Origin of the sequence: Lactiplantibacillus sp. C232 (genome assembly GCF_023806725.1) — a bacterium.
Classification (GTDB): Bacteria; Bacillota; Bacilli; order Lactobacillales; family Lactobacillaceae; genus Lactiplantibacillus; species Lactiplantibacillus plantarum.
On the sequence record NZ_JAMSKZ010000023.1, the window covers coordinates 1 to 22,176 of the forward strand.

Annotated in this window: 23 protein-coding genes; all 23 read left to right on the forward strand. The window is 44.7% G+C overall.

Going from position 1 to position 22,176, the window contains the following annotated elements:
• Nucleotides 1-345 precede the first annotated feature (345 nt).
• Nucleotides 346-1,626, forward strand: a complete 1,281-nt coding sequence (locus MZO41_RS15385) for a uracil-xanthine permease family protein (RefSeq protein ID WP_003641437.1) — start codon at nt 346-348, stop codon at nt 1,624-1,626.
• A gap of 277 nt (nt 1,627-1,903) precedes the next feature.
• Nucleotides 1,904-2,617 (forward strand): F0F1 ATP synthase subunit A, encoded by a 714-nt coding sequence (atpB, locus tag MZO41_RS15390; RefSeq protein ID WP_003641438.1) that lies wholly within the window; start codon nt 1,904-1,906, stop codon nt 2,615-2,617.
• Between the two features lie 37 nt (nt 2,618-2,654).
• Nucleotides 2,655-2,867 carry a F0F1 ATP synthase subunit C gene (atpE, locus tag MZO41_RS15395; protein ID WP_003639224.1) on the forward strand — a complete coding sequence of 71 codons (213 nt, stop codon included), beginning with the start codon at nt 2,655-2,657 and terminating at the stop codon, nt 2,865-2,867.
• A gap of 53 nt (nt 2,868-2,920) precedes the next feature.
• Entirely contained in the window at nt 2,921-3,436 is a 516-nt protein-coding gene (atpF, locus tag MZO41_RS15400; protein WP_003641439.1) for a F0F1 ATP synthase subunit B, read from the forward strand.
• Complete coding sequence (atpH, locus tag MZO41_RS15405) at nt 3,426-3,971, forward strand: ATP synthase F1 subunit delta (protein ID WP_003641440.1); 546 nt, start codon at nt 3,426-3,428, stop codon at nt 3,969-3,971. Before atpF ends, atpH begins: the two co-directional genes overlap by 11 nt.
• A gap of 22 nt (nt 3,972-3,993) precedes the next feature.
• Entirely contained in the window at nt 3,994-5,514 is a 1,521-nt protein-coding gene (gene atpA / locus MZO41_RS15410; protein WP_003641441.1) for a F0F1 ATP synthase subunit alpha, read from the forward strand.
• 29 nt (nt 5,515-5,543) lie between these two features.
• Nucleotides 5,544-6,488 carry a F0F1 ATP synthase subunit gamma gene (locus MZO41_RS15415; RefSeq protein WP_003641442.1) on the forward strand — a complete coding sequence of 315 codons (945 nt, stop codon included), beginning with the start codon at nt 5,544-5,546 and terminating at the stop codon, nt 6,486-6,488.
• A 24-nt stretch (nt 6,489-6,512) separates the two neighbouring features.
• On the forward strand, nt 6,513-7,916 hold the full coding sequence (atpD, locus tag MZO41_RS15420; protein WP_003641443.1) for a F0F1 ATP synthase subunit beta: 1,404 nt from the start codon (nt 6,513-6,515) through the stop codon (nt 7,914-7,916).
• 11 nt (nt 7,917-7,927) lie between these two features.
• A complete protein-coding gene (locus tag MZO41_RS15425; protein ID WP_003641444.1) occupies nt 7,928-8,356 on the forward strand; it encodes a F0F1 ATP synthase subunit epsilon in 429 nt (142 codons plus the stop codon).
• Between the two features lie 973 nt (nt 8,357-9,329).
• A complete protein-coding gene (murA, locus tag MZO41_RS15430) occupies nt 9,330-10,646 on the forward strand; it encodes a UDP-N-acetylglucosamine 1-carboxyvinyltransferase (RefSeq protein ID WP_003644659.1) in 1,317 nt (438 codons plus the stop codon).
• A 107-nt stretch (nt 10,647-10,753) separates the two neighbouring features.
• Complete coding sequence (locus MZO41_RS15435; protein ID WP_003641446.1) at nt 10,754-11,308, forward strand: GNAT family N-acetyltransferase; 555 nt, start codon at nt 10,754-10,756, stop codon at nt 11,306-11,308.
• Nucleotides 11,309-11,431: 123 nt separating this feature from the next.
• Nucleotides 11,432-12,433 (forward strand): rod shape-determining protein, encoded by a 1,002-nt coding sequence (locus tag MZO41_RS15440; protein WP_003644658.1) that lies wholly within the window; start codon nt 11,432-11,434, stop codon nt 12,431-12,433.
• Between the two features lie 6 nt (nt 12,434-12,439).
• Complete coding sequence (yidD, locus tag MZO41_RS15445) at nt 12,440-12,712, forward strand: membrane protein insertion efficiency factor YidD (RefSeq protein WP_003644657.1); 273 nt, start codon at nt 12,440-12,442, stop codon at nt 12,710-12,712.
• Nucleotides 12,696-12,923, forward strand: a complete 228-nt coding sequence (locus MZO41_RS15450) for a DUF2969 domain-containing protein (protein WP_003641449.1) — start codon at nt 12,696-12,698, stop codon at nt 12,921-12,923. Before yidD ends, MZO41_RS15450 begins: the two co-directional genes overlap by 17 nt.
• 147 nt (nt 12,924-13,070) lie before the next feature.
• Nucleotides 13,071-14,276, forward strand: coding sequence for an FtsW/RodA/SpoVE family cell cycle protein (locus MZO41_RS15455; protein ID WP_003644656.1), 1,206 nt, complete (start codon nt 13,071-13,073; stop codon nt 14,274-14,276).
• Nucleotides 14,277-14,306: 30 nt separating this feature from the next.
• Nucleotides 14,307-14,603 carry a glycine cleavage system H family protein gene (locus tag MZO41_RS15460; RefSeq protein ID WP_003644655.1) on the forward strand — a complete coding sequence of 99 codons (297 nt, stop codon included), beginning with the start codon at nt 14,307-14,309 and terminating at the stop codon, nt 14,601-14,603.
• Between the two features lie 367 nt (nt 14,604-14,970).
• Nucleotides 14,971-16,002, forward strand: a complete 1,032-nt coding sequence (locus MZO41_RS15465; protein WP_003641452.1) for a methionine ABC transporter ATP-binding protein — start codon at nt 14,971-14,973, stop codon at nt 16,000-16,002.
• The gene (locus tag MZO41_RS15470; RefSeq protein WP_003641453.1) at nt 15,995-16,687 is read left to right on the forward strand and encodes a methionine ABC transporter permease; all 693 of its coding nucleotides are present in this window, start codon (nt 15,995-15,997) and stop codon (nt 16,685-16,687) included. The genes MZO41_RS15465 and MZO41_RS15470 overlap by 8 nt, the downstream gene beginning before the upstream one ends.
• A gap of 25 nt (nt 16,688-16,712) precedes the next feature.
• Complete coding sequence (locus MZO41_RS15475; RefSeq protein ID WP_003644654.1) at nt 16,713-17,537, forward strand: MetQ/NlpA family ABC transporter substrate-binding protein; 825 nt, start codon at nt 16,713-16,715, stop codon at nt 17,535-17,537.
• 242 nt (nt 17,538-17,779) lie between these two features.
• A complete protein-coding gene (locus tag MZO41_RS15480; RefSeq protein ID WP_003641455.1) occupies nt 17,780-18,697 on the forward strand; it encodes an L-lactate dehydrogenase in 918 nt (305 codons plus the stop codon).
• A gap of 198 nt (nt 18,698-18,895) precedes the next feature.
• On the forward strand, nt 18,896-19,870 hold the full coding sequence (locus MZO41_RS15485; RefSeq protein ID WP_003641456.1) for a DUF2785 domain-containing protein: 975 nt from the start codon (nt 18,896-18,898) through the stop codon (nt 19,868-19,870).
• 21 nt (nt 19,871-19,891) lie between these two features.
• Nucleotides 19,892-20,920, forward strand: coding sequence for a zinc-binding alcohol dehydrogenase family protein (locus tag MZO41_RS15490; protein ID WP_003641457.1), 1,029 nt, complete (start codon nt 19,892-19,894; stop codon nt 20,918-20,920).
• Nucleotides 20,921-21,021: 101 nt separating this feature from the next.
• The gene (locus MZO41_RS15495; protein WP_003644652.1) at nt 21,022-22,134 is read left to right on the forward strand and encodes a D-alanine--D-alanine ligase family protein; all 1,113 of its coding nucleotides are present in this window, start codon (nt 21,022-21,024) and stop codon (nt 22,132-22,134) included.
• The last annotated feature ends 42 nt before the right edge of the window (nt 22,135-22,176 follow it).

Below are 22,176 nucleotides of genomic sequence, written 5' to 3' on the forward strand. Positions count from 1 at the left end.
GGGGAATGCCTCCTGTGATGTTTTCTGTGGTTACTAAATATCATAAGGGAAGGCATTCCCTATTTCTATACAATTCAGAAATCTTTTATGCATTTACACAAGATATTTTACGCTCTCCGTTTTTAGGGGCTGTTACTGGTTCGGTTCAAACATTGAGTTGACAATTATTTCGGAGACGAGTAGACTAATTGCAATTAAACAGTTCCTTTAAATTAGCTCAGAGAGGCTGAAAAGGATGAACGGACGTGCGCTTTCAAGGAAGCTGTGCGTAATTTCGGACAGCCTAGCCGCTTTGAGTGGTGGGCTGTCTTTTCTTTTGCAATCATTCATAAAAAGGGGTGCGTTATGACAAAGAAAGCGGCGTTTCATAATGATGAAGTCGTGTTAGATATTCATGACCGACCAAAATTAGGTAGTTGGTTAGGCTTGTCGGTGCAACATCTGTTCTCGATGTTTGGTTCCACGGTATTGGTGCCAATCCTGGTGGGATTAAATCCAGGTATTGCGCTGTTTAGCTCTGGTGTTGGGACGCTAATGTATATCCTCATCACGCGCGGAAAGATTCCGGCGTATATGGGCTCGAGCTTTTCATTTATCGTTGTGATGCAGTCTCTGATGAAGACCGCAGGATATCCGGCCATCGCTCAGGGGACTGTCGCGGTGGGCTGTGTGTACCTGCTAGTTAGTTTATTAGTTACTTTAATCGGTTCTGACTGGATCGATAAGGCGCTTCCCCCGATCGTCGTGGGGCCGATTGTGATGGTAATTGGGTTGTCACTCGCAGGGACGGCAGCTAAGGACGCAACGATGAACGGGAGTAGTTATGATATTAAATATTTCGGCGTCGCGATGGCGACGATGTTACTGACCGTCATTTTTAACATGTACTTGCGTGGATTTATGAGTTTAGTACCGATATTGTTGGGAATCGTCTGTGGGTATATCATTGCCGTGTTAGTTGGAATCGTTGACTTTTCTGGTGTGGAAAAAGCGCAGTGGTTTGCGATGCCCGCCTTTCAATTGCCTTTTATTAGTTATCATCCTGGCATTTATTGGGGCGCGATTCTGAGTATGGCACCAATCGCCTTTGTGACGATGTCAGAACATATGGGCCATATTATGGTACTCAATAAGTTGACTAAGCGGAATTTCTTCAAGGATCCTGGCTTGAACCATACATTGGCTGGTGACGGGACAGCCTCGATTATCGCCGGCTTTGTCGGTGGACCACCCGTGACCTCCTATGGTGAAAATATTGGGGTGCTGGCAATTACGCGGGTCCACAGTATTTATGTGCTCGGTGGGGCCGCCTTTTTTGCCATCGTCTTTAGTTTTGTGGGTAAGTTATCCGCGTTGATCGAGAGTATTCCATCACCCGTCATCGGTGGGGTCAGCTTTCTACTGTTTGGGGTAATTGCTTCAAGTGGGATGCGAATTCTGATTGATAATAAAGTTGATTTTAATCAGAAGCGAAATTTAATGATTGCATCAGCGATTTTGGTCATTGGAATTGGCAATGCCTATTTACAACTGGGAAGCTTTCAGTTCAGTGGTCTAGCAGTTGCAACGGTGCTCGGAATTGTGATGAACTTGGTGCTGCCAAAGACGGCGGTAAATGAGAAGTAGGCCGTCATTGCGCGTGCCAAGAATGAAAATAAAGTCAAAATAATGAAAATCCAACGATTTGAAAGCTTAATGAAAGCTTGATATTGTTGGATTTTTATTGATTGACGAAATGTTGAAATTATTTTGAATTTTTTCGACGGTGGTGGTATTATTACCTTTGTATTTTGATTAGGGGTGTCTCTAATCTACCATTTCAGGTTACGATAAAATTGACGTTGACTAGCTCAAAGGTTAAGGTTATCGTAGCACCGAAATTAAAGGAAAGAGGTGATATTCAGTGGGTGATCCAGTTCCTACAGTCAAATTCCTTGGACTGACGTTTAATATCGCGAATGACATCTCAGTAATTGTGACTTGTCTGATTGTTTTCTTGTTTGTTTTTTTACTTTCGCGACATTTAACAATGAAGCCCAAGGGTGGACAAAATGTGCTGGAGTGGCTCATCGAGTTCACGAATGGCATTGTCAAAGGGTCGATCAAGGGTAACGAAGCGTCTAACTTCGGTTTGTACGCATTTACATTGTTTCTCTTTATCTTCATCGCTAACCAACTTGGATTGTTCATTCACGTTCAGGTCGGGCAGTATACGTATCTGAAGAGTCCAACCGCCGATCCGATTGTGACTTTGACGTTATCGTTTATGACCGTTGCACTTGCACATGCTGCGGGTGTTCGTAAGAAAGGTATGGGTGGTTATTTGAAAGAATACACACAACCTTTTGCTGTTTTCTCGGTTATTAACGTCTTTGAACAATTTACCGATTTCCTAACTTTAGGTCTTCGGCTGTTCGGGAACATCTTTGCTGGTGAAATGTTACTAACGAAGGTTGCTGATTTGGCAAAGAGCAACGGTTGGTTGAGCTATGTTTACTCATTTCCAATTGAACTCTTATGGCAAGGTTTCTCAGTGTTTATCGGGAGCATTCAAGCGTTCGTGTTCGTAACCTTGACTTCAGTTTATATTTCTCAGAAGGTTAACGACGAGGAATAATTTCTAGTTTTTTAATTTTAAGGAGGATACACAGATTATGGGAGCAATTGCTGCAGGTATTGCTATGTTTGGTGCCGCTTTAGGTGCTGGTATTGGTAACGGTTTGGTTATTTCTAAGATGCTTGAAGGGATGGCCCGTCAACCAGAATTATCTGGTCAATTACGGACTAACATGTTCATCGGTGTTGGGTTGATCGAATCAATGCCTATCATTTCCTTCGTTGTTGCTTTGATGGTTATGAACAAGTAATCATTGGTCAACGAGTTCATTTTAATGAAAATGAAAGAAGGAGGTGTCATTAGATGCTCTCGCATTTAATTATCGGTGCATCCGGTCTCTACCTTGGTGATATGTTGTTTATCGGGATTAGCTTTATTGTTTTGATGGCATTGATCTCTGTTGTTGCTTGGAAGCCCATCACAAAAATGATGGCTGATCGAGCTGACAAGATTGCGAACGACATTGATTCAGCACAAAAGTCTCGGCAAGAAGCGAGTGACTTAGCTGATCAACGGCGTGATGCGCTATCACACTCTCGCGCTGAAGCGAGTGAAATTGTCGCTGACGCGAAAAAGAGTGGCGAAAAGCAACGGTCAAGTATCGTTGCCGATGCGCAAAACGAAGCAACGCAGTATAAACAAAATGCGCGTAAGGATATTGAACAGGAGCGTCAAGATGCCTTGAAGAACGTCCAATCAGACGTCGCTGACATTTCGGTTGCGATTGCTACGAAGATTATTAAGAAGCAATTGGATCCGGAAGGCCAACAGGCATTAATTAATTCGTATATTGAAGGGTTGGGAAAGCATGAGTCTTGATAATCTTACAATTGCAAGTCGTTATTCAAAGGCACTCTTTGAACTTGCAGTTGAAAAAGATCAGACCGAAGCATTCCTGGCCGAGTTAAAGCAATTACGGCAAGTCTTTGTCGACAACCCGCAATTGGCAGAGGTCCTCTCAGGATCATTGCTTCCGGTTGATCAAAAACAGACAACGTTGTCAACTTTGACTGACCACGCTTCAGAATACATTAAAAACTTTATTCAAATGTTGTATGATTACGGCCGCATGTCGAACTTAGTTGGCATTGTTGACGCGTTTGAAGCACGTTTCGATGAGAGTCGCAAAATAGTGCATGCCGAAGTAACGTCTGCGGTCAAGTTGTCAGATGAGCAAGCTGATGCAATCGCAAAGGCATTCGCCAAACGCGTTGGTGCCAATCAGGTTGTTTTGTCACGTAAAGTCGATGAAGCAATCATTGGCGGTGTAATTGTGAAGTCAAATAATCAAACGTTTGATGGTAGCGTTGCGTTACAACTAACGAATTTAAGACGAGCACTCATCAACAATTAGTTTACGAAGAGGTGAAACTTTTATGAGCATTAAATCTGAAGAAATCAGTGCTCTAATCAAACAACAATTAGAAAGTTATCAAACTGAGCTCTCAGTTGCTGAAACCGGTACTGTCACCTACGTTGGTGATGGGATCGCCCGTGCTCACGGACTCGACAACGCCTTACAAGGTGAATTACTCGAATTCAGTAACGGAGTTTACGGGATGGTACAAAACCTCGAAAGCAACGATGTTGGTATCGTTGTTTTAGGGGATTTTGATGGTATTCGTGAAGGCGATACTGTTAAGCGGACTGGCCGCATCATGGAAGTTCCAGTCGGTGACGCCATGATTGGCCGGGTCGTTAACCCATTAGGTCAACCAGTTGACGGTTTAGGTGAGATTAAGACCACGAATACGCGGCCAATCGAACATAAAGCTCCTGGTATTATGCAACGGCAATCAGTTAGCGAACCACTTCAAACTGGGATCAAGGCCATTGATGCCTTAGTTCCAATTGGTCGGGGCCAACGTGAATTGATTATCGGTGACCGTAAGACTGGGAAGACGTCCGTTGCCATTGATGCCATTTTGAACCAAAAGGACCAAGACATGATTTGTGTCTACGTTGCAATCGGTCAAAAGGACTCAACTGTACGGGCCCAAGTTGAAACGTTGAAGAAGTTAGGTGCGATGGACTACACAATAGTTGTAACTGCCGGACCTGCTGAACCAGCGCCATTACTGTACTTAGCTCCTTATGCTGGGGCAGCGATGGGTGAAGAATTTATGATGAACGGCAAGCACGTTTTGATCGTCTATGATGACCTTTCAAAGCAAGCAACGGCTTACCGTGAACTTTCCTTGATCCTCCGTCGTCCTCCAGGTCGTGAAGCTTATCCTGGGGATGTCTTCTACTTGCACTCACGGTTACTCGAACGGGCTGCCAAGTTGAGCGATGAATTGGGTGGCGGTTCAATGACGGCCTTACCAATTATCGAAACGCAAGCTGGGGATATTTCGGCTTATATTCCAACTAACGTTATTTCAATCACCGATGGGCAAATCTTCTTGGATAGTGATTCATTCTATTCAGGTGTGCGGCCAGCGATTGATGCCGGGGCCTCTGTTTCCCGGGTTGGTGGGGATGCGCAAATTAAAGCGATGAAGTCCGTTGCCGGGACCTTGCGTCTTGACTTGGCTTCTTATCGTGAATTGGAATCCTTCTCACAATTCGGTTCTGACTTGGATGCTGCAACCCAAGCGAAATTAAATCGTGGGCAACGGATCGTTGAAGTCTTAAAACAACCTGTTCATTCACCATTGAAGGTCGAAGAACAAGTAATGATTTTATATGCTTTGACCAACGGTTATTTGGATAAAGTGGCAGTTGATGATATTGCCCGTTACCAAAGTGAATTGTTTGAATTTATTCATGCTAGTCATCAGGACCTCTTTGATACGATTTTGGCAACCAAGAAGTTACCAGAAGCTGATAAGATGAATGGGGCCTTAGATGCGTTTGCAGAACAATTCCAGCCAACCGCTGCCGCTGCGAAGTAGTTATGGCTGAAAAGGATGGTGAGTAGTGCATGGCAGAATCATTAATGGATGTCAAGCGCCGAATTGACTCAACAAAGAAGACTCATCAAATTACGTCGGCAATGCAAATGGTCTCAACTTCAAAATTGAACCAGATTCAAAAGCATACCAGCACGTATCAGGTGTACGCTTCTAAAGTTGAAAGCATCGTTTCACATCTTGCCAAAGCTCATCTGATGTCAGCAAGTGCCGGTGTTGCTAACAGTAATTCGAATACGATTTCAGTTAGTGAATTGCTCGCGCAACGCCCCGTTAAAAAGACTGGTTTATTGGTGATCACTTCGGACCGTGGCCTCGTTGGTAGTTACAACAGTAACGTGTTGAAACAGACTAACGATTTCATGCGGACGCACAAGGTTGATGCCGATAACGCAGTCGTTTTGGCGGTTGGTGGCACTGGTGCGGATTTCTATAAAAAGAACGGGTTAAACGTGGCTTATGAGTACCGCGGCGTCTCTGATGTCCCAACTTTTAAAGAGGTTCGTGAAATCGTTAAGACAGTCACATCAATGTACCACAACGAAGTCTTTGATGAACTTTACGTCTTCTACAACCACTTTATTAATCGGCTCTCTTCTGGTTTTCGGGCCGTTAAGATGTTACCGATCTCCGAAGAGACCTTTGAACAAAGTGAGTCAGATAATCGTAAAGCCAAGGATAGCCGGGTAGATGTCGGTCCCGAGTATGAAATGGAACCGTCAGAAGAAGCCATTTTGTCGGCCGTGTTGCCACAATATGCTGAAAGCTTGGTTTATGGTGCAATCTTGGATGCCAAGACTGCTGAACATGCTTCGTCGTCAACCGCGATGAAGGCTGCATCAGATAACGCTGGCGATTTAATCGATAAATTAAATCTGAAATATAACCGTGCGCGTCAAGCTGCTATTACCACTGAAATCACTGAAATCACTGGTGGTTTGGTTGCGCAAGAATAACGAAGTGGGAGGAATTAACGACTAATGAGTACAGGTAAAGTTGTACAAGTTATTGGACCCGTTGTTGACGTTGAATTCTCTCTAAACGATAAGTTACCCGATATTAATAACGCCTTGATCATTCAGAAGGACAACGATGACACTTTAACGGTGGAAGTATCGTTGGAATTAGGTGATGGGGTTGTTCGGACCGTCGCGATGGATGGTACGGATGGCTTGCGCCGGGGAATGACAGTTGAAGACACTGGTTCTTCAATTACTGTTCCCGTTGGTAAAGAGACGTTAGGCCGGGTCTTCAACGTTTTAGGGGAAACCATTGATGGTGGTCCAGAATTCGGTCCAGACGCAGAACGTAACCCGATTCATCGGGATGCGCCTAAATATGATGAATTAACGACCAGTACTGAAGTATTGGAAACTGGAATTAAAGTTATTGACCTCTTAGCACCTTATGTTCGTGGTGGTAAGATTGGGTTGTTCGGTGGTGCCGGTGTTGGTAAAACTGTTTTAATCCAGGAATTAATTCATAACATTGCCCAAGAACATAACGGGATTTCCGTGTTTACCGGTGTTGGTGAACGGACGCGTGAAGGGAATGACCTTTACTTCGAAATGAAGGCTTCCGGCGTTTTGAAGAATACCGCCATGGTTTATGGTCAAATGAACGAACCACCTGGTGCCCGGATGCGGGTGGCCTTGACCGGTTTGACGATTGCGGAATACTTCCGTGATGTTCAAGGTCAAGACGTGTTGTTATTCATCGACAATATCTTCCGGTTCACGCAAGCTGGTTCTGAAGTTTCCGCCTTACTTGGTCGGATTCCTTCAGCCGTTGGTTACCAACCAACCTTAGCCACTGAAATGGGTCAATTACAAGAACGGATCACTTCTACCAAGAAGGGGTCAGTTACTTCGATTCAAGCCGTTTATGTACCTGCCGATGATTATACCGACCCGGCACCTGCAACGACTTTCGCCCATTTGGATGCGACGACCAACTTGGAACGTTCTTTGACGGAACAAGGGATCTACCCAGCCGTTGACCCATTAGCTTCTTCTTCAATCGCTCTGGACCCATCAATCGTGGGCGAAGAACATTATCAAGTTGCAACGGAAGTTCAACGGGTCTTGCAACGTTATCGTGAATTGCAAGATATTATCTCGATTTTAGGGATGGATGAATTATCTGACGAAGAAAAGACAACTGTTGCGCGTGCACGGCGGATTCAATTCTTCTTGTCACAAAACTTCTTCGTTGCCGAAAACTTTACGGGCCAACCTGGTTCGTATGTGCCAATCAACGATACCATCAAGGGCTTCAAAGAAATTCTTGAAGGTAAATATGATGACCTACCAGAAGACGCATTCCGTCAAGTTGGTAAGATCGACGACGTGGTCGAAAAAGCGAAATCGATGGTAACTGATTAGGAGGGGTTTACATGGCTGACAATGCAAAATCATTAACCGTTAGCATCGTAACTCCAGACGGTCAGGTCTATGAGAATAAGACGCCAATGTTGATCGTGCGAACGATTGACGGCGAACTCGGAATTTTGCCGAACCATATTCCTGTGATTGCATCGCTTGCAATCGATGAGGTTCGGATCAAGCAACTTGAAAGTGATCAGGAAGATGACGAAATTGCCGTTAATGGTGGTTTTGTTGAGTTCAGTAATAATACGGCAACGATTGTTGCCGATAGTGCTGAACGTCAGAATGACATTGACGTTGCTCGAGCTGAAAATGCACGGAAACGCGCTGAAACACGGATTCAAAATGCCCAACAAAAGCACGATGATGCTGAGTTGGCGCGGGCCCAAGTCGCTTTGCGGCGTGCCATGAACCGTTTGAATGTTGCTCGGCATTAACAACTTAAAATTCTGAAAAGCATCTGCAATTATTTGCGGGTGCTTTTTTTGTGCGGTTCAGTTAAGCCGCGATGCACAAGTTAGTCAAACTTACCGCGGTGAGTCGTACCCGTTACTGTCCAGTTTTAAGCTTGCACGGTTCAAAGCAGATTGGAACCGTGGGTTGATCAAGGGCCAAGCACTGGCTTACTAATGGCGATATCGCGTTGTTAACTAGAAGAATCGGTCTGATTCGAATATTTTTTGCCAACATTGCATCAGTATCTGGCAGAGCAGTAATTAAGACGTGGATCGCGACTTAAATGGGTGATCATCACATTCCGACAATTGGCAGCAATTTCCAAAGGTCGGCATAGGGAACATGAACAACTAAGTTTACATCGAACTTAAACGTTTCAGTGGCCAATTTTATCGCGACGTTGAAATGTTTTGTCCAGTCGGCGCGGATGTTCGTGAACTAGATTTTACTAATCGATTGAGCGTATTAGGGGCATTGCGATAAGTTGAATGGTAGAATGCAACTTATAGTGAGATTACAATAAAGAAAACGATTACAAACGAACGATACTGCTAATCAATATGGGTATGGCTTGTCAAATAATTGCACGACGGACTTCTAATTAGTTAACTAATCATAAGTATTTAATATTTGTGTTGAAATTGTAACGAAAATGTAAAATGTAATATTTATCCACTAGTGTTCTATGGTATGATGATTAGGAACCGATTTGAACCTGCATGCTGCTATTGGCAAGTTGCCATGGTGTGTCCAGGTTGTTTTGATGGTTGAGCTGGTGTTTGGATTGCACACCGCGCGTTGCCGATTTGCTTAGTACAGCGGTGAACAGTGGAATTTGGGCAGGTGCGAGGCATCTGATCCAATCGGGTTCTTTTAGTAAGTGTGCTTTTTACGCAATCCGAAATCTCACGTAACTTGTTTGTTGATTATCGTTTAGTGATGGAGGGTTTATCCATGGAGGAAATTGTAGTTCATGGCGGTCAACGTTTGACAGGAAATGTCCATATTGAGGGCGCTAAAAATGCCGTGTTACCAATCTTAGCCGCAAGCTTGTTGGCTAGTTCTGGTCAGACACATTTATCAAATGTACCAGTGTTATCAGACGTTTTTACAATGAACAACGTCTTGAAATTTTTGAATACTAAAATTGATTTTGATGAAATTAATAAAACAATTGATATTGACGCTAGTCGTCAATTATCATCCGAAGCACCATTTCAATACGTATCCAAAATGCGTGCTTCAATCGTGGTCATGGGACCACTATTAGCACGATTAGGCCATGCGAAAGTCGCGATGCCAGGTGGCTGTGCGATTGGTTCACGACCAATCGATTTACACTTAAAGGGACTGAACGCGCTTGGTGCTGAAATCGAACGCCACGATGGCTATGTTGAAGCAACCGCGAACCAGTTACACGGAGCGGCCATTTACTTAGATTTTCCAAGTGTTGGGGCAACACAGAACATAATGATGGCGGCAACACTTGCAGATGGCATCACGACGATGGAAAACGTCGCTCGTGAACCTGAAATTGTGGACCTAGCGAACTATTTGAATCAGATGGGCGCTAAGGTTACCGGGGCCGGTACTGAAACGATCCGCATTGAAGGGGTTAAAGCGATGCATGGCTGTGACCATAGTATCGTTCAGGATCGGATTGAAGCTGGGACATTCATGGTCGCTGCTGCGGTGACTCAGGGAAACGTCTTGGTTGAGGATGCTATTGCCGAACATAATAAGCCATTGATCTCGAAGATGCGTGAGATGGGCGTCACAGTAACGGAAGAACCGGCTGGTATTCGGGTCATTGGTCCAGAAATCTTGAAGCCAACCTCCGTTAAGACGATGCCCCATCCGGGTTTCCCAACGGATATGCAACCACAAATGACAATTTTGCAGTTGTGTGCGCAGGGCACTAGTTTATTAACTGAAACGGTTTTTGAGAATCGCTTCATGCATCTTGATGAGTTACGGCGAATGAACGCCGACTTCAAAGTTGAAGGGCGCTCCGTCATTATGTATGGTCCCACTGACTTTAACGGGGCCCAGGTCACTGCGACGGATCTTCGGGCAGCTGCAGCGTTAGTAATCGCTGGACTGGTCAGTCGGGGTTACACTGAAGTGACTAATTTGAAGTATCTTGATCGGGGCTACTTTAACTTCCATGGTAAGCTGGCTAAATTAGGTGCTGAGATTAAACGAGTTGATGTTCCCGATGGCACCGTTTATGCGTTGAATCCTGATTTTGCGAACGAAGCTGCGGAATAAATCGAAATAAATGCTTACAAAACCTTCAAAGTGCGATAAACTCGTTTTTGAAGGCTTTTTTGTGGCGAAGCGGGGTAACCCGGCGCCAACATTCAGGAGGACAACTTATGTTTATTAATATTATCGACAAACACATTTCATTGAAACCAACTGAAGTGGCTGACGCGGAGCCGCTTTTCGACTTAGTTGATCATAATCGCGACCATTTGAAGTTATGGATGCCGTGGGTTGATGCGACGGCGACCGTGCAAGACGAGCGTCATTTTATCGAATCAATGTTGACCAAGCAGGCTCATGGACAGGTGTTTATCACCACCATCATTGTGGATGGCGAAGTCGCTGGGATGCTAGACTTGCATAATATTAGTGCCATTAATCACAACGGTGAGATTGGCTACTGGCTGGGCCAGAAATATACTGGTCGTGGCGTCATGACTAAAGCGCTCGAACGATTAGAAGAAATTGCTTTTACGGAGCTTGATCTGCACAAGGTCATCTTAGGTGCAGACGTTGCCAACCAGGCAAGTCGGGCTGTTGCTGAGCGACGCCAATATCATTTGGATGCGACCCTGCCAGAAAATATCTTGTTAAATGGTCAATATCGTGATGAAGCAATTTATTCGCTGACGGTCGATGAGTGGTCGAAACGACAGGATGATTAGGCACAGCCAATTGATTGGTAGTGACAAATGAACGAGTGGCTAGGACAGCCGTCAGTTCTCATCAACTGTAGAGTATGGTATAATGATTAGTCGTATAATTGTATGTTTGAGAGGAGCAAAAACATGGCTTTAGATATTGGTATTGACTTAGGTACTGCCAATGTTTTAATTTACGTATCGGGTAAGGGCATCGTCCTTAACGAACCATCCGTGGTCGCTATCGATACGAACACGAATCAAGTGTTGGCAGTCGGGTCCGAAGCCTACCAAATGGTTGGAAAGACGCCTAGTAACATTCGGGCAATTCGACCATTAAAAGACGGAGTAATTTCGGATTTTGATGTCACCGAAGAAATGCTGTCCTATTTTATTAAAAAATTAAATGTCCGTGGCATTATGTCGCGGCCAAGTATCATGATCTGTACCCCAACGAACACTACTGAAATTGAACGCAAGGCAATCTTGCAAGCTGCTGAAAAATCTGGCGGTAACAAGGTTTACTTGGAAGTTGAACCAAAAGTGGCGGCTATTGGCGCAGGGATGGATATTTTCCAACCACGTGGGAACATGGTCATTGATATTGGTGGTGGGACTAGTGATATCGCTGTCCTATCATTAGGTGACATTGTGGCAAGTAGTTCGTTACGAATGGCCGGCGACCGGATGAATCAGGACATCGTGAACTACGTCAAAGATCAACATCACTTGTTGATCGGTGAACGCAGTGCAGAACAAGTTAAGATTCAAATCGCACAAGTTTTCAAGCAGGACGGCGATGATGATAAGGTCACCCAAGTTCGTGGTCGAGATACTGTGACGGGGATGCCGCGCTCAATTGACATTGACTCCAATCAAGTTGAAGAAGCTATTCACGAAACGCTGATGCAGATCGTTAGCACGGCCCATCACGTGATGGAAACTTTACCACCAGAAATTGCGGCCGATATTATTGACCGTGGAATTACGTTGACTGGTGGTGGCGCACTGTTGAGTGGCCTCGATCAATTGATCAGTGAAAACTTAAAGGTGCCCGTAATGGTTGCCGAACACCCATTGAACAACGTTGCTCAGGGGGCTGGGATTTTACTTGAACATATGCAGAAAACTGCTAAGAACAAGAAATAAATTACGATGCGACGGTTATTAATGAAAGGCATCCGCTTTTATCAGCGGGCCTTTTCTGCGTTTAGTCCGGCTCATTGTCGCTATTATCCAACCTGTTCTAATTACACGTTAGAAGCGATCGATCGGTTTGGCGCAGTTAAAGGCGTTCTAATGGGAGTTGCACGTATCTTACGTTGTCAGCCCTTAGTTAAGGGCGGCTTTGATCCGGTACCAGCCCATTTTTCATTGCGTCGTAATCCGCAATACAAGGAGGAAGACCACCGTGGCAAGAAAAGATAAGGCGATTTCGGTCACTTTAAACGAAACTAAGGTCAACGGTCAACCAGTTACCGAAGTTTTGATCGGTAAACAAGTGATTGGACAAGTGACTCAAGTCGGTGAACGATTTGAAGCTGAAATGGTTAGTGACAACCAACCATTTGCGCATACCAAATCTTTTGATGAGAGTCTGCAAGAGATCTTGTCGGCTTACCATCTACACAAAGGCTAATTTTTAGTAAACCTTCAACCTGGTTCCGAGAATTCGGCACCAGGTTGTTGTATAATAAAAACTATCTTAAAGTACAAAATGATATTGTGAATAGGGTTAGTCTGACGCGTGCGGTGGGCTAATCCCAACAGGTTAGGAGCGTTATTTGTGGCAGAAGAATCTAGACTCCGCAGTCAAGACGAGGATTCAAGAATTGACTGGGGTATCATATTTTCAGTGATGATGCTAGGATTGATCGGGCTGGCGTCGATTTATGTCGCCGCAGTGCACGACTCTAGTTCAGTAAACGTCACGAAGCAGGTGATTTCTCAAGTCATGTGGTTCGTGATTGGGACCGCGATTGCCGTAATTGTGATGCAATTTGATTCGGAACAGTTATGGCGAGTGGCACCGATTGCCTATTGGTTTGGGATCTTCCTGCTTGCGGCCGTTTTGGTCTTGTACAGTAGATCACTGTTTGCGAGCACTGGGGCTAAAAGTTGGTTCGCAGTTGGTTCCTTGACGTTGCAACCGTCTGAAGTCATGAAGCCCGCCTTCATCTTGATGCTTGGACGAGTCGTGACAATGCATAACACGGAGCACCCAACACATACGATGGCGAGCGATTGGCAACTCATTGGGAAGTTAATTGCGTACATGGTGCCAGTTGCTATCCTTTTGAAGTTACAGAATGACTTTGGGACGATGCTGGTGTTCTTCGCGATTCTTGGGGGCGTTATCTTAGTTTCTGGGATTTCGTGGCGATTATTGGCACCGACGTTTGCCATTGTGGCGGCGATTGCGGGGACTGCGTTATATCTCGTGATCTCGCAGAGTGGTCGCCATATTTTGGAAGCTATCGGTTTTAAGCAATACCAATTTGCGCGGATCGATACGTGGTTGAATCCGTCGACGGACACGTCTAACAATGCTTATCAAGTTTGGCAGAGTATGAAAGCGATTGGTTCAGGTCAGATTACTGGGCGGGGATTTAACGTTTCCCACGTGACTGTTCCTGTGCGTGAATCTGATATGATTTTCTCGGTAATTGGTGAAAACTTTGGCTTTATCGGTTGTGCCGTGGTCATTTTATTGTATTTCTTATTGATTTACCAGATGATCCGAGTGACGTTTGATACGAAGAACGAATTCTACGCTTACATTTCAACCGGGGTCATTATGATGATTCTCTTCCACGTGTTCGAAAATATTGGGATGAGTATCGGACTGTTACCAATGACTGGGATTCCCTTGCCGTTTATTAGTCAAGGGGGTTCGGCGTTGATTGCCAATATGGCTGGGATAGGTTTAATGATGTCGATGCGATATCATTACAAGTCCTACATGTTCAGTCGTAACGACCGGTTTGAATAGTAAAATTATTGTAAAGGTATGGTGTTTAGTATGAGTGAAGATGCAGCTTATTTTTGGACAAAAGACGTTGATGGACATACGCGGTTAGGTTTAACTAAGGCCGCCCATGAGGCTCTTGGTGAAGTGAAATATGCTGAGTTACCAGCTATCGGTGACAAGGTCAGTCAGAACAGCGCTTTTCTGAGCGTTGAAGCGACCAAAGCCGTTTCTGAATTCAACTGTCCAATCAATGGGACCGTGGTTGCGGTCAACCCGGCGTTGAGTGAGAACTTCGATGCGTTAAATAGCGTTGAAGACGGCGTTGCTTGGTTAATCGACGTGGACTAATTGCCAGGCCTTGACAATTAGAAACAGGCTCGGTATACTCGTTACATTAACAATTGATTAAAAAAGTTATCATTTTGAAAAGATGAGTACGCGGTTATGATTACTTAGAGAGTCCCTGATTGGTGAAAGGGGATTAATCGTGAAGCTGAAGATGGTCTTGAAGTAATGAAGTTTAGTGAGCAGTCGCAAGCTAAGCTTGGGTCGCACCCATTATCATGCGGAGTTCAAAGTAACTCTTGAGACAACTGGCGTGAGCTAGTTGTGAAGATGGGTGGTACCACGAGGCTAAGCTTCTCGTCCTATTGATGATTATTGTCATAATTGTCTGGGATGAGGAGCTTTTTTTGATGCGTAAGGAGGAATTGACTTGATTGAATTTAAAGATGTGACGAAAACCTTTGATGCTAAGCAAGGGGCGGTTCACGCCGTTCAAGATGTTAATTTAAAAATCGAAGATGGTCACATTTATGGCATTGTTGGCTATTCGGGTGCTGGTAAAAGTACTCTGGTACGGATGCTGAATGGCTTAGAGACACCCACTAGTGGGTCAGTTGTGATTGATGATGTCAATATTACAACGTTGAGCGGGGCCAAGTTACGCGCCCAACGTCAAAAGATCGGCATGATTTTTCAACATTTTAATCTATTATGGTCGCGGACCGTTTTGGAGAACATTATGTTTCCACTTGAAATTGCTGGTCTGTCCAAGGTGGATGCCCGTAAGAAAGCCGAACACTTGGCAGACTTGGTTGGGTTGGCCGGTCGGGAAACGGCTTATCCGTCAGAATTATCAGGTGGTCAGAAGCAACGGGTCGGGATTGCCCGGGCACTTGCGAATGATCCTCAGATTTTACTTTCTGATGAAGCCACTAGTGCCCTAGACCCGCAGACAACTGATGAAGTGTTGGATCTGTTGTTATCGATCAACCAGAAGCTCCATTTGACGATCGTATTGATTACGCATGAGATGCACGTGATTCGCAAGATTGCTGATCATGTCGCGGTGATGGAAGCTGGTAAAATCGTCGAACAAGGACCAGTACTTGAAGTCTTCAAGCGACCACAGCAGGCTGTGACTAAGCGGTTTGTTAATGAAGAGGTCACGCCGTCGCTGAATGACACAACGGTGGTCGTGGACCAGCTGCTGGCGAAATATCCAAAGGGAACCATCGTACAACTGACGTTCCATGGCGATCAAGCCCAGCTACCGATTGTTTCAGAGATGTTGAAGAAGTATCCGTTAGATTTAAATATTATTGAGGGTGGGATTCACCAAACCCAAGAAGGGGCGATTGGTTCGCTGTACTTACAACTAACGGGTGATCAGGAACAGATTAAGGGCGCTCTAGCGTACCTACAAACGATGCGGGTGGAAACGGAGGTCTTGAACCGTGAATGATCAAGGATTAGATTCATATTTTAAATTTGCAAATGTCGATTGGGGTAGCATGATGTCGGCCACGTGGGAAACAATTTGGTTGACGATTGTGTCGATGGTCGTAGTTGCCATTCTCGGAATCGCCTTAGGTCTGTTACTTTATGAGACGGCGGGGAGTCAGAATCCGCTGGCTAAGGCCTTGAATTGGATTGTTGCGCTGTTCGTCAACGTTTTCCGGTCGATTCCTTTCATTATTTTGATCGTGCTATTATTGCCGGTAACGTCTAAGTTAGTTGGAACGATTATCGGACCGCGCGCGGCCTTACCATCACTGATTATTTCTGCTGCGCCATTCTATGCGCGGATGGTTGAATTGGCCTTCCATGAATTGGATCATGGAGTGATTGAGGCCGCTGAATCAATGGGGGCGACCCGGTGGCAGATTATTCGAAAAGTCCTATTGCCAGAAAGCATGCCGGCATTAGTTTCTGGAATCACGGTCACGACGATTTCATTAATTGGCTACACCGCGATGGCAGGAGCCATTGGTGCTGGTGGTCTGGGTAATTTGGCCTACCAAGACGGGTTTCAGTCCAATAACAACGCCATCACATTAGTGGCGACGGTAATCATTGTGATTATCGTGTTTATCTTCCAATTTATCGGGGATATTGCAGTTCGGCATATTGATAAACGGGTTAATTAAAGTTCGTATAGGAGGAAACGGAATTATGAAAAAAAAGGGAATTCTAGGATTATTAGCAGTTGCGGCAACGGCAATTTTGTTAGTCGGTTGTGGGAAGTCATCGTCAACAAAGACAACAACCATTACTGTAGGGGCTTCTTCAGTGCCACACGCACAAATCTTGAAGCACGTGCAGCCAGAATTGAAAAAGGAAGGCGTTAACTTGAAGATCAAAGTCTTTCAAGATTACGTCTTACCTAATAAGGCATTGGCTTCGAAAGAATTAGATGCCAACTACTTCCAACACATCCCATTCTTGGATAACTGGAATAAGGAAAATAATGGGAGCCTCGTATCAGCGGGGAAGGTTCACTTGGAACCAATCGGTGTTTATTCCAAGAAAGTTAAGAGTCTAAAAGACTTGAAAGACGGCGCAACCGTTCTGGTCAGCAGCAACGTGGCTGACTATGGTCGGGTCCTGACGTTATTTAAGGATGCGGGTTTAATTACTTTGAAAAAAGGGACAGATTTAACTTCAGCAACTTTTAATGACATTAAGACCAACAAACGTCATTTGAAGTTTAAACATTCATACGAAGCTAAGTTAATGCCAACATTCTACAAAAATAACGAGGGTGACGCGGTCGTTATTAACGCGAACTACGCGGTTCAAGCTGGGTTGAATCCTAAGAAGGATGCGATTGCACTTGAAAAATCAGATTCACCATATGCCAACATTGTGGCTGTTCGTAAGGGTGATAAGAACAAGCCAGCTATTAAGAAACTAATGAAAGTTTTACGTTCTAAGAGCACCCAGAAATGGATTGAAAAGAAGTACAAGGGTGCCATCCTGCCAGTTTCGGCCGACTAAACGGACCATCTTAAATCAGAATATTGATTGATTGAGCTAGCTTCAGGGATTCCCTGAGGCTAGCTTTTTTCACGGAGTTTGACTACGGTAACTTTCCGAAGCGGGTTAATGAAAATGCACGTTTGATATTATCTAAGTAGTACTATTGATTAAATTCTTATGAGACAGCGTCCTGCTTGACTTTATAGCGGTTGCAAGGTACGCTAACCAAGTTAAATAAACTACAGATTGGGGTTTGCAGCATGCGTAAATATGGTGTGATCGGGTTAGGCCAAGTCGGTGCGACAGTGGCTTATACGTTGGTTCAACAAGGAACCGTTGATGAATTAGTTTTAATCGATAAGAATGAGGCCTTGGCCAAGGCGCAAAAACTCGATTTAGACGACGCGTCACCTCGTCTAAGCTCAACCACTAAGATTATTTTAAACGATTATTCAGCTTTGGCCGATGCCGAAGTGTTGATCGTGGCTTCTGGCAATATTGGTGCCATTGATATGAATAGTTCCAAGGGTCGCTTTGGTGAGTATGATTTAAACCAAGCGATTGTACGGGAGATTGCGCCCAAGATTGTGGCATCTGGCTTCAAGGGTATTTTGATCGATATTATGAATCCGTGTGACGTCATGACGGATTATTTACAACGAATGACAGGTTTTCCACGGCAACGGGTTTTTGGTACGGGGACCTTCTTAGATACGGCGCGGATGCAAAAGTATGTCGGACAAGCAGCTGGTACGAATGGTAAAAATGTTGCGGGGTACGTATATGGCGAACACGGCAACTCACAATTTGTAGCTTGGTCAACGGTTAGCGTCAATGGGCAGCCTATCAAAAATTTCCCAGGTCTGAACCTTGATCAACTTGAAGAAGATGCAAGGCAAGGGGCATTTGCAGTCATGGCGGGTAAGCATTATACAAACTTTGCGATTGCTACTTGTGGTGTCCGATTGGCAGAAGCTGTCAGCGCGGATGCACAACTGGCTTGCCCAGTTTCAGCTTTTGATCCGCAATATGGGACATACGTTGGCATGCCTGCTGTGATTGGTAAAAACGGGATTGAATCATTAATTCAACTAGATCTGACCACTGATGAACGAGCGTCGTTAGCAGCGTCAGCGAAGTTTATCAAGTCGCAAGTGGACGTTTTACCGCAAGCATAAGCTTTTTCTAAGCATGGATTGAAACATCTTGTCATTAAACGTGGCCTAATCAGGGTGTGCGGTGTGGACTTGGGTATTGGCTCAGGTTGGCTTCGTGACGTCTATAATTAGGTCACGTTTTATGATTGAATGGTTCTTTTGGGCAGACAGGCGCTGACATGCTAAAATAGAAGGTAAATTCGAGATTACGAGGTCATTATGCAAGCAGAGAAATTGATGCAGGTTAAGGATGCAGTGTTAAAGTTAAGACAACAACTTCGATCGGGACAAATCTATCAGTCACTGCCCAGTCGAATGGCAACGCTGATTAAGCAGTTACCGAGTACCGTGACGACCACGGTAACGATTCCGAGCGACGAAGAGGTGCTTCCACTGATTGCAACACTTCATGAGCAGTTGAAGAAAGGCACGTTGACCGCGATGAGCGACGATCAAATCAAATTATTGATGGCACACGTTGGTTCGCTGAATCCGCTGGTTCGTGATCAAGGCGTCTACTATTTGTTAAACGAGGCATTACAGCAGCAGGTACTCACACCGGAACAGTTGGGCGATATTTTTGATCAGTTGATTCAAGATCAGATGTTATTTGCACACATCGATGAGCCGCAAAATGATGCCATTTATCAGCGGTCATTTGCGATACTATTACTGTCAGTGCTCTTGTATGCGGACCATGCGGGTCTCAAGTTTATGACACCCGCGCGGCTGGATCTAGTTGTTGAGCAAATGACAGTCTACATTTTACTCGAAAAGGATACTCGGGGGTTTGTGGGCACCACCGGTTGGGCGCATGCGTACACGCATATTGGCAATATCTTAGATGAACTGGCAGATGAGTCTCAACTCGCACGTGCGGATAAATTATTACTGTTGGCCGCATTGATTGCTCGTTATCAAAAGTTAACAACGCCGTTGATTTTTGGCGAGCCAGAACGACTATCGACTTATTTGACCTTGATTACAAACAAACATGAGCTTTATTGTGATTATTTGTTAACTGCGATGAAGGACTGGCATCAGCAGTTGATGATGCATACTCGTCCGGCTAGTGAAGCTGAATGGACGCAGATTTTCAATCGTAATCGATTATTGGAAGCACTTGCATTACACGATGATCTGCCAACGGCCGTCGTAGATTATTTGGATGATGAATTAGAATTTTTAGGTTAGTTTTGGAAGGAAGTCTTTTGAATGCAGGCAAAAGCAGTTGGATTAACGCAAGGGTTGCCAGTGAGCGATCCGAATAGTTTACAAGATGTCACCATTAATGTAAATCAACCTCGTGGCCGTGATATCTTAGTAGCCGTCTTAGCAACCGCAGTCAATCCAATCGATACGAAGCAGCGGCAAGGTCAATCGCCAGTGACAACGCCGCGAATACTAGGTTTTGATGCCGTTGCTAAAGTGTTGGCGGTCGGTGAAGCAGTGACAACGATTATGACAGATGATGTCGTTTATTATGCTGGCGCCGTCGATCGGCCGGGGAGTGATGCTCAGTATCAATTGGTTGATGAACGGTTAGTTGCGTGTGCCCCGAAAACGTGGTCGCCGGCGCAGTCAGCTGGTCTGCCGCTAACGACACTGACAGCTTGGGAAGCATTGTTTGAAAAATTACCATTCACTGCAGCGGCTGACGCGAATCTTGGTCAGAGCGTCCTTATCATCAATGGTGCTGGTGGGGTTGGCTCGATGGCCATCCAGTTGGCAAAGTGGGCGGGTCTTCAAGTTATTACGACGACTGGTAAGCCAGAAACCACTGAATGGGTTAAGCGGTTAGGTGCTGATATCGTCTTAGATTACCATCAGGATCTGGGATCGCAATTAGCTGCGGCCGGTTTGCAGGCTGTCGATCATGCGATACTATTACACTCTACGGATCAATACTTGCCATTAGTGACACCGCTAGTCCGGCCACTTGGCACAATCGTCGCCGTAGTGACAAATCAGCACCCCTTGCCAATGGCGTTACTAAAGCCGAAAAGTTTGAATTTTGCTTGGGAGTTTATGTTTACGAAGGCTAACTATCAGTTGCCATCGATGGCGACGCAGGGGAGTATTCTGGCACAGGTAGCGCAACTGGCCGATGCCGGGGTGATTGTACCGACGACCAAGCGGACTTTAGCTGGAATTAATGCAGCAAATTTGCGAACTGCGCACACAATCGTAGAGACGGGGCAAATGTTGGGTAAGATTGTCTTGACTGCGCCATTTGACGCGTAAAAAACAACGTTTTATTGTAAAAATGTTTTCAATTGTGCTCAGATATTGTAGAATTAACTAAGCCGTAGTATGAAATAAACCTTGATAGGATGAACAAAATTATGGAGACACAAAAAAAGATCCATGTTGGTATGTTGTTTGGTGGTAACTCTTCAGAACATGATGTTTCGAAGCGTTCAGCGCACAACATTTATGATGCCATGGACAAGAATAAGTACGAGATTGACTTGTTTTTAATCACGAAGAACGGGATTGTCTTGAGTGATGCTGCAACTCGGCGCGTATTTGATGGTGAACCAGAAGATCAAGTCGTCGCCGAAGAAATGCCAAAGTTGGACATGAGTGATCCATTAGCTCCCATCAAGAACCTGACACTGGCCAAAGATATTGATATCTTCTATCCAGTGGTTCATGGTAACTTAGGGGAAGATGGTACTTTACAAGGGCTGTTCAAGTTATTGAAAAAGCCGTATGTTGGTAGTGGTGTCTTAGCGTCGGCAGCTAGTTTTGATAAGGATATTACGAAGCAGATTTTAACGCATCATCATATTCAAAACACCAAGTACGTGGTGGTTACACCGGAAAACCGGGACCAAATGACGTACGCTTATTTACAAGCCCACGTGGGTGATCATTTATTCATTAAGCCAGCCAATCAAGGATCGTCGATTGGGATTCATAAAGCTGAGAATGAACAAGAATACTTGGATGGTTTGGCCGATGCGTTCAAATATGACTACAAGATTTTAGTTGAAGAATCGATTGACAATCCGCGTGAAGTGGAATGCTCGATCTTAGGCAATGAAAATCCTAAGGCATCTAAGCTTGGTGCCATTGATGTGCCGAAGACGGACACGTTCTACGACTATAATAATAAGTTCGTGGATGCAAGTGGTGTGACGTTCGAATTACCAGTCGAATTACCAGCTGATTTGACGAAACGGATTCAACAGATGTCGCTAGACGCGTTTAAAGCGCTTGGTCTAAAAGGAATGGCACGCGTCGATTTCTTAGTGTCTGAAGATGGTGAACCATACTTGGGTGAAATCAATACGTTACCTGGTTTTACTAACATTAGTTTATATCCAAAGCTATGGGAAGTTTCGGGCATTAGTTATACGGCGTTGATCGATCAATTGATCCAACTTGGTTTTGATGAATTCAAACGTCAATCTGATATTCACTATGATTTCGTTGCGTTAGACGCGGAATAAGATAGTAATGAGTTTTGTGGTGGTTGGGATGAAGCGATTCAT

Coding starts and splice junctions, on each gene's coding strand:
- MZO41_RS15385 (WP_003641437.1), top strand. CDS start 346: ATGACAAAGAAAGCGGCGTTTCATAATGATGAAGTCGTGTTAGATATT.
- atpE (WP_003639224.1), top strand. CDS start 2,655: ATGGGAGCAATTGCTGCAGGTATTGCTATGTTTGGTGCCGCTTTAGGT.
- atpF (WP_003641439.1), top strand. CDS start 2,921: ATGCTCTCGCATTTAATTATCGGTGCATCCGGTCTCTACCTTGGTGAT.
- atpH (WP_003641440.1), top strand. CDS start 3,426: ATGAGTCTTGATAATCTTACAATTGCAAGTCGTTATTCAAAGGCACTC.
- atpA (WP_003641441.1), top strand. CDS start 3,994: ATGAGCATTAAATCTGAAGAAATCAGTGCTCTAATCAAACAACAATTA.
- MZO41_RS15415 (WP_003641442.1), top strand. CDS start 5,544: ATGGCAGAATCATTAATGGATGTCAAGCGCCGAATTGACTCAACAAAG.
- atpD (WP_003641443.1), top strand. CDS start 6,513: ATGAGTACAGGTAAAGTTGTACAAGTTATTGGACCCGTTGTTGACGTT.
- MZO41_RS15425 (WP_003641444.1), top strand. CDS start 7,928: ATGGCTGACAATGCAAAATCATTAACCGTTAGCATCGTAACTCCAGAC.
- murA (WP_003644659.1), top strand. CDS start 9,330: ATGGAGGAAATTGTAGTTCATGGCGGTCAACGTTTGACAGGAAATGTC.
- MZO41_RS15435 (WP_003641446.1), top strand. CDS start 10,754: ATGTTTATTAATATTATCGACAAACACATTTCATTGAAACCAACTGAA.
- MZO41_RS15440 (WP_003644658.1), top strand. CDS start 11,432: ATGGCTTTAGATATTGGTATTGACTTAGGTACTGCCAATGTTTTAATT.
- yidD (WP_003644657.1), top strand. CDS start 12,440: ATGCGACGGTTATTAATGAAAGGCATCCGCTTTTATCAGCGGGCCTTT.
- MZO41_RS15460 (WP_003644655.1), top strand. CDS start 14,307: ATGAGTGAAGATGCAGCTTATTTTTGGACAAAAGACGTTGATGGACAT.
- MZO41_RS15475 (WP_003644654.1), top strand. CDS start 16,713: ATGAAAAAAAAGGGAATTCTAGGATTATTAGCAGTTGCGGCAACGGCA.
- MZO41_RS15480 (WP_003641455.1), top strand. CDS start 17,780: ATGCGTAAATATGGTGTGATCGGGTTAGGCCAAGTCGGTGCGACAGTG.
- MZO41_RS15485 (WP_003641456.1), top strand. CDS start 18,896: ATGCAAGCAGAGAAATTGATGCAGGTTAAGGATGCAGTGTTAAAGTTA.
- MZO41_RS15490 (WP_003641457.1), top strand. CDS start 19,892: ATGCAGGCAAAAGCAGTTGGATTAACGCAAGGGTTGCCAGTGAGCGAT.
- MZO41_RS15495 (WP_003644652.1), top strand. CDS start 21,022: ATGGAGACACAAAAAAAGATCCATGTTGGTATGTTGTTTGGTGGTAAC.